The 1,416-nt window shown below is 31.6% G+C and carries 1 protein-coding gene and 1 pseudogene; both read right to left on the bottom strand.

From position 1 onward, the window contains the following. Nucleotides 1-882 (bottom strand): annotated as a pseudogene (locus DMC01_RS12445) (hypothetical protein); the annotation flags it as partial. After that, on the bottom strand, nucleotides 879-1,416 hold a 538-nt coding region (locus DMC01_RS14060; RefSeq protein WP_185908953.1), incomplete at its 5' end, for a hypothetical protein. The gene DMC01_RS14060 and the pseudogene DMC01_RS12445, both read right to left, overlap by 4 nt.

Raw genomic sequence — 1,416 nt, 5'->3', positions numbered from 1 at the left:
ATTGCTACCTAGCTTATACCTTAAAATCGCCCAAAGCAAGAATCTACTTTTAAATTCAAATGCCTTTTTTAATAACAAGGCATTATCCTTTTTTGCTAAAACAAAAGGAGCTTGATAAGTAGCACTCATAAAGGGTATGAATTCCTTGTAGTATTTTTTATTCTTTGTGTCTTTTTCTTTGATTTTATTGAAAGGATTGGTAAGTTTTGTATTGACAAATATATGTTTATTAAAATGCTCTAAGGCTCTTGCTTCATAATTAATAGCCATAAGATCAAATACTTCCCTTGCCTCTTCTTTGCCAAGCTTGAATTTTATATACTCAGCCTCTCCCTTAGCATTTTTGCTTATTTTTAACTCAGTTTCGTTTAATCTTTTTGCTTGTTCTTCTTTGCCAAGCTTTTTTGTAGTGCTTATATATTCTTGAATGCCTTGTTTGATATTATCATCTAAGTGAGTTCTTAATTCTTCTTCATTTAGTTTTTTTACCTCTATTGTTATAAGCTCATCTTTTTCATTCTTTGTTTTACCAAAGAACTTATGTATATTTTCTATAAGCTCGTTGTATTCTTGCTTTTTGTCATTTTCTTTAAGAATTTGTTTTTTTAATTTAGCCACTGTATCAAAGCTTTTAAATTCTATCTCGTTTGCCAACTTAGTTAAGCCAAATAGATAATACAAAACAAGATATTCCCAAAACCTAGCTCCAAATTCTATATTTATGCCAATTCCTATGGTCATATAGCCGCTATAAACTCCATTTTTATCTGCTGTTTTCTTGCTACTATCCCTATATACTTGTTCTTTAAAGTCTTCACTGCCTATTAAAAGTAGTTTTCTTATCTTATTATACTCATCAAAGCCAAGTTTTGTAAATTTCATATCTCTTCCTTGATTTTATCATCATCATAAGCATTTACAAAGGCTAATGCCAAGGCTTGATTGAAACGGTAGGCATAGTAGCAATTATCCCTTAACTCAAAGCCATACCAATCGTGCGGAAAATCATCTCTGGCTAAGCCACTCATATCATAATAATAAAACATCTCTTCTTGGCTTAATTCACCCCTATCAAATCTACCTTGTGCCTCTTTTAACACCACACGCAAGGATTCAAATATAGCCCCTTCATAAGCAAAATTATTGCCTATCAAAGTAGCAGTATTTTGTGCTGTTATTTTATTATGCTCAATTTCTAACTCACTTTTTGCGTAATCATCATCAAGTTCCCCTCGTATAAGCATTCTTTTGTTCTTATCCTCTTCATCTATCATCTCTTGGGTAATTTCTAGTAATGTCTGCTTTTTGTTATTTATTAGCTCCCAAAGCTCGTCATACCCTATGCCTAGCCTATCTTGCTTTGCCTTAGGTATTATAAGTTCTTTTGAATTTAACTCATAGTCTTTTAAATTTAGT

Origin of the sequence: Campylobacter troglodytis (genome assembly GCF_006864425.1) — a bacterium.
Taxonomy (GTDB): Bacteria; Campylobacterota; Campylobacteria; order Campylobacterales; family Campylobacteraceae; genus Campylobacter_D; species Campylobacter_D troglodytis.
This window is presented reverse-complemented; position numbering and strand designations above follow the sequence as displayed.